This window comes from Streptomyces colwelliae, from assembly GCF_048158785.1.
In the GTDB taxonomy this organism is placed as follows: domain Bacteria; phylum Actinomycetota; class Actinomycetes; order Streptomycetales; family Streptomycetaceae; genus Streptomyces.
The window spans coordinates 1-5,505 of sequence record NZ_JBLTJC010000546.1; the positions used below are offsets into that span (position 1 = coordinate 1).

The window sequence follows — 5,505 nt, forward strand, 5'->3', positions numbered from 1 at the left end:
CCATGCGGTTCGGCAGCCGCGACTGAGCGGGAGAACGCCCCCTCAGCGTGTAGTTCTCCGCGAAACGCTCCACCGCGCCGGACACCTCCGGCGACACCCCCAGCCGGCGCACCCGCCCCTCTTCGTCGACGCCCCGTACATGACCCGCATGGCCGACATCGCCCACGCGGTGGGGCCCCCGTCGGCCCTGAAAGGGCCTCGTCCTCAAACGCCGGACGGGCTGAGTGATGCCGGCCTGCGCTGTGAAGTGAAGCGCCCGACAGCTCGCCCCGAAGCCACCCTTTACTGCTCCCCCGACTCCACCCGCTTCTTCAACCCCGCCAGCGCCCGGTCGATGATGACCTTCTCGGCCTTGCGCTTGATCATGCCGAGCATGGGGATCTTGACGTCGACCGTCAGCAGGTACGTGACCTCGGTGGTGCCGGCCGCCGTGGACTTGAGGAGGTAGGAGCCGTCCAGGGAGCGCAGCATCTGGGACTTGACGAGGGTCCAGGAGACCTCGTTGTCGCCGGTCCAGGTGTACGCGAGGACCTGGTCGTCCTTGATCGCGCCGGCGTCCATGACGAGCCGGACCTGTTCGGCGCGGCCCCGGTCGTCGGTCTTGAGGACGTCGGCCTCCTTCACCTCACCGGTCCAGTCCGGGTAGCGGGCGAAGTCGGCGATCACTTCCATCACTTCGGCCGGTGCCGCCTCGATCGTGATGCTCGAACTGGTGTGTTCCGCCATCGCTGTGGCTCCTCCAGATGCGGACCGGCAGGGCGTCGTCGTCGTGCGCGTGTGCGTGCAGCGTGAAGGCTACCGCGCGGTCGACCGCCCCACTTCACCCCCTACCTGCGGACATCAGGGGGAGGTCACCATTCCAGCGCCCAGGGCTTGCCGCTCCCCGCGAAGTGCCCCACGTTCACGCACTCGGTCGCCCCGATCCGCATCCTCCGCACGAGCGGCTGGTGGACGTGGCCGAACAGTGAATAGCGGGGCCTGGTGCGGCGGATGGCGTCCAGGAGGGCGCGGCTGCCGCGTTCGAAGCGGCGCGCGACGGTGTCGTAGACCAGCTCGGGGACCTCGGGCGGGATGTGCGTGCAGAGGACGTCGACCTCGCCTACCGCTTCGATCTTGGCGGCGTACTCCTCGTCGCTGATCTCGTACGGGGTGCGCATGGGGGTGCGCAGGCCGCCGCCGATGAAGCCGAAGGTGCGGCCGCCGATCTCGACGCGTTCGCCGTCGAGCACGGTGGTGCCGGGTCCGGCGTACTCGGGCCACAGGGTCGGCATGTCGACGTTGCCGTAGGTGGCGTACGTCGGGGTGGGGAAGGCGGCGAACATCTCGGCGTACTGTTTGCGGACCGCCTTCTCGATCAGGGCCGCGCGGTCCCCGCCGACGCCGGCCCACAGGCGGGCGCCGAGTTCGCGGGCCTCCTCGAAGCGGCGGGCGGTGCGCAGCTCGACCAGGCGGTCGGCGTTCTCCTCGCCGAACAGCTCGGGGAAGATCCCGCGCGAGTGGTCGGCGTAGTCGAGGAAGAGGACCAGGTCGCCCAGGCAGATCAGGGCGTCGGCACCCTCGCCGGATCTGGCCAGGTCACGGGCGTTGCCGTGTACGTCGCTGACCACATGGATGCGCGTCCCGGAGTTACCGGCCGGTGTGGGTGCCATGACGATCAAGCGTAGGCGTGTGCGGCAAACGTGAACAGTGGCGGCGGAGCTTGCGGTTACTGGCCAGTCAAGAAAGGCGTGGACTACTGTGCGCGAGGAAACACCAATCTGTGTGACGCAGCGAACATCTCGCCGGACCCCCCTGTCGTAGGAGCCATACCGACGGGTAACGTCCGGGCAGTCCAGTCGTGCTCAGGATTTCAACCACCGGGTCCTGACGCACCTGCCCGAGCCGTGGACCGGACCGTCGCATCACACAACGTCGTGGCGCCGGCGCCCTATGAGGAGCAGCAGTCTTGCGCGAGTTCAGCCTTCCGGCTTTGTACGAGGTCCCCGCGGACGGCAATCTGACCGACATCGTCCGCAGAAACGCCGCGCAGCACCCAGATGTCGCCGTCATCGCCCGTAAGGCGAACGGCGGCTGGCAGGACGTGACCGCCACGGTCTTCCTCGCCGAGGTGCACGCCGCCGCCAAGGGGCTCATCGCTTCCGGCGTCCAGCCCGGCGACCGGGTCGGCCTGATGTCCCGCACGCGGTACGAGTGGACGCTGCTCGACTTCGCGATCTGGTGTGCGGGCGCGATCACCGTGCCGGTCTACGAGACCAGCTCGCCGGAGCAGGTGCAGTGGATCCTGAGCGACTCGGGCGCCACCGCGGTCGTCGTGGAGCAGGACGGGCACGCCGCCACCGTCGAGTCGGTGCGTGCGCAGCTGCCCGCGCTCAAGCACGTCTGGCAGATCGACGCCGGCGCGATCGACGAGCTGGACCGCGCGGGCAAGGACGTCACGGACGCGACGGTCGAGGAGCGCAGCTCGCAGGCGAAGGCCGACGACCCGGCGACCATCGTGTACACGAGTGGCACCACCGGCCGGCCCAAGGGCTGTGTGCTCACCCACCGCAGTTTCTTCGCGGAGTGCGGCAACATCGTGGAGCGGCTGCGCCCGCTGTTCCGCACCGGCGAGTGCTCGGTGCTGCTGTTCCTGCCGCTCGCGCACGTCTTCGGGCGGCTGGTGCAGATCGCGCCGATGATGGCGCCGATCAAGCTGGGCCTGGTCCCGGACATCAAGAACCTCACCGATGAACTCGCCTCGTTCCGGCCGACGTTGATCCTCGGTGTGCCGCGCGTCTTCGAGAAGGTCTACAACTCGGCGCGGGCCAAGGCGCAGGCGGACGGCAAGGGCAAGATCTTCGACAAGGCGGCCGACACCGCGATCGCGTACAGCCGCGCGCTGGACACGCCGTCGGGTCCGTCCCTCGGTCTGAAGATCAAGTACAGGACGTTCGACAAGCTCGTCTACAGCAAGCTGCGCGCGGTGCTCGGCGGCAAGGGCGAGTACGCGATCTCCGGCGGCGCCCCGCTGGGCGAGCGCCTGGGGCACTTCTTCCGCGGCATCGGCTTCACCGTCCTGGAGGGCTACGGCCTGACCGAGTCCTGCGCGGCCACCGCGTTCAACCCCTGGGACCGGACGAAGATCGGCACGGTCGGCCAGCCGCTGCCCGGCTCGGTCGTCCGCATCGCGGACGACGGCGAGGTGCTGCTGCACGGCGAGCACCTGTTCAAGGGCTACTGGAACAACGAGGCCGCTACGGCCGAGGCGCTGGCCGACGGCTGGTTCCACACCGGGGACATCGGCACCCTCGACGAGGACGGCTACCTCAGCATCACCGGGCGCAAGAAGGAGATCATCGTCACCGCGGGCGGCAAGAACGTGGCCCCGGCCGTGATCGAGGACCGCATCCGCGCGCACGCGCTGGTCGCGGAGTGCATGGTCGTCGGCGACGGGCGGCCCTTCGTGGGCGCGCTGGTCACCATCGACGACGAGTTCCTGGGCCGCTGGGCCGCCGAGCACGGCAAGCCGTCGGGTTCCACCGCGGCGTCGCTGCGTGACGATCCGGACCTGGTGCAGGCGGTCCAGGACGCGGTCGACGACGGCAACGCCGCGGTGTCGAAGGCGGAATCGGTGCGGAAGTTCCGCATTCTGTCCTCCCAGTTCACGGAGGAGTCGGGCCACCTGACGCCGTCCCTGAAGCTCAAGCGCAATGTGGTGGCCAAGGACTACGCGGACGAGATCGAGGCCATCTACCAGAAGTAGCGGGCCGGGTACGGAAGTCGGGCTATGACGCGGTGTCCTCGGCGAGGACCCGCGTCATCGTCCTTTCCGCGAGCGCGGTGATCGTCACGAACGGGTTGACCCCGATCGAGCCGGGCACCAGCGAACCGTCGGTGATGTACAGCTTCGAATACCCCTTCACCCGGCCGTAGTTGTCGGTCGCCTTGCCCAACACGCAGCCGCCTAGCGGGTGGTAGCAGAAGTCGTCGGCGAACACCTTGTTGGCCGTGCCGAACAGGTCGTACCGGTAGATCGTCCCGTTCGCCGCGTTGATCCGGTCGAACAGTTTCTTCGCCATGGCGACCGAGACCGCGCTCTGCGCCGCGGTCCAGCCGAGTTTCACCGTGCCGGAGGCGGAGTCGTACGTGAACGACGCCCGCTGCGGGTTCTTGGTGATCGCCAGATAGAGGCTGATCCAGTGTTCGAGTCCCATCGGCAGCGGGGCGATCTCCGCGAAGACGGGGTTGGCGGTGTTGGCCCAGTCGTCGATGCCCATGACCGGCATCGTCGACTCGTTGGCGCCGACGGTGTCCCAGATGTGGTTGGCGCGCCCGACCATCGTGTTGCCGTTGGTCCCCCAGCCCGCGCCGACGCTCGCGTTGAGAGCGGGGAGGGTGCCCGTGTCCCGGGCGCGGACGAGGAGTTCGGTGGTGCCGAGGCTGCCGCCGCCGAGGAACAGATAGGTGCAGCTGTACTGCTTGGTCTCGACGACCGCGCCGGTGTTGTCGATCCGGTCGACGCTCAGGACATACGACCCGTCGCTCGCCCGGGTCACCGCCTTCACCTTCTCCATGGTGTGGATGGTGACCTTGCCGGTGCCGAGCGCTGAGGCGAGGTAGGTCTTGTCGAGGCTCTTCTTGCCGTAGTTGTTGCCGTAGATGACCTCGGCGGCGAGCGCGGACTTGGTGGCGGTGCCGGCGGCCTCCTTCTGCATGTAGCCGAAGTCGTAGACGTTGGGCACGAAGGTGGTCTTCAGGCCGGCGGTGGTGGCGGCCTTCCGTGAGGTGCGGGTGAACTGGTACCACTCCGTCGACTCGAACCAGGCCGGGTCGACGGTGTTGACGCCGAGCATGGTGCGGGCGCGCGGGAAGTACGTGGCGTACATCTCGGTGGCGTCCACGGTGGGGAACTGCTCGGCGAAGTACGACTGGAGCGGGGTGACGGCCATGCCTCCGTTGACCAACGAACCCCCGCCGACACCACGCCCCACATACACGGACATGTTGTCGTAGTGCACGCGGTCCAGGACGCCCGGGTAGAGGCCGATGTCCTTGTTGACGACGTCCAGCCACAGGAAGCTGGCGAGCGGGGCCTCAGTGCGGGTCTTGAACCACATCGAGCGCTGGTCCGGGGCGGAGGTGGAGCAGAAGATCTTGCCGTCGGAGCCGGCCGTGTTCCAGAGCTTGCCCATCTCCAGAACAAGGGTGGTGATACCGGCCTGCCCGAGCCGGAGGGCGGCGACCGCCCCGCCGTAACCGGACCCGACGACGATCGCGGGGGCGGTCTCGACGGCCGCGGGTTCGACGGCCTGCGCGGACTGGAGACCGATACGGGTGAGACCGGCGGTGGCGGCGGTCTGAAGGGCGACCATGCCCAGGATTTGACGTCTCGTCAGCTGATGCTGCGTCAGTTTTGCTGTCATGCGCGCAGCATGTGCGGATTATCGGGTTCCGCCAAGGGTCTGCGCCGGTTTTGGGGCGCATGCGGGGGTGGTGGGTGAGTTGTGTGGGGCCTCACCGTGAGCC

Annotated in this window: 4 protein-coding genes; 1 reads left to right on the plus strand and 3 read right to left on the minus strand. The window is 68.3% G+C overall.

The window, feature by feature from the left end:
• Positions 1-282: 282 nt before the first annotated feature.
• Positions 283-726, minus strand: a complete 444-nt coding sequence (locus ACNFOC_RS50380; RefSeq protein WP_416965696.1) for an SRPBCC family protein — start codon at positions 724-726, stop codon at positions 283-285.
• 125 nt (positions 727-851) lie between these two features.
• Entirely contained in the window at positions 852-1,607 is a 756-nt protein-coding gene (locus ACNFOC_RS50385; RefSeq protein WP_416965698.1) for a metallophosphoesterase family protein, read from the minus strand.
• Between the two features lie 338 nt (positions 1,608-1,945).
• Between ACNFOC_RS50385 and ACNFOC_RS50390 the strand changes: the two genes are divergently transcribed.
• Positions 1,946-3,742, plus strand: coding sequence for an AMP-dependent synthetase/ligase (locus ACNFOC_RS50390; RefSeq protein WP_416965697.1), 1,797 nt, complete (start codon positions 1,946-1,948; stop codon positions 3,740-3,742).
• A 22-nt stretch (positions 3,743-3,764) separates the two neighbouring features.
• Here the strand turns inward: ACNFOC_RS50390 and ACNFOC_RS50395 are convergent, their stop codons facing one another.
• The gene (locus ACNFOC_RS50395) at positions 3,765-5,402 is read right to left on the minus strand and encodes a GMC oxidoreductase (protein ID WP_521987000.1); all 1,638 of its coding nucleotides are present in this window, start codon (positions 5,400-5,402) and stop codon (positions 3,765-3,767) included.
• Positions 5,403-5,505: the final 103 nt, after the last annotated feature.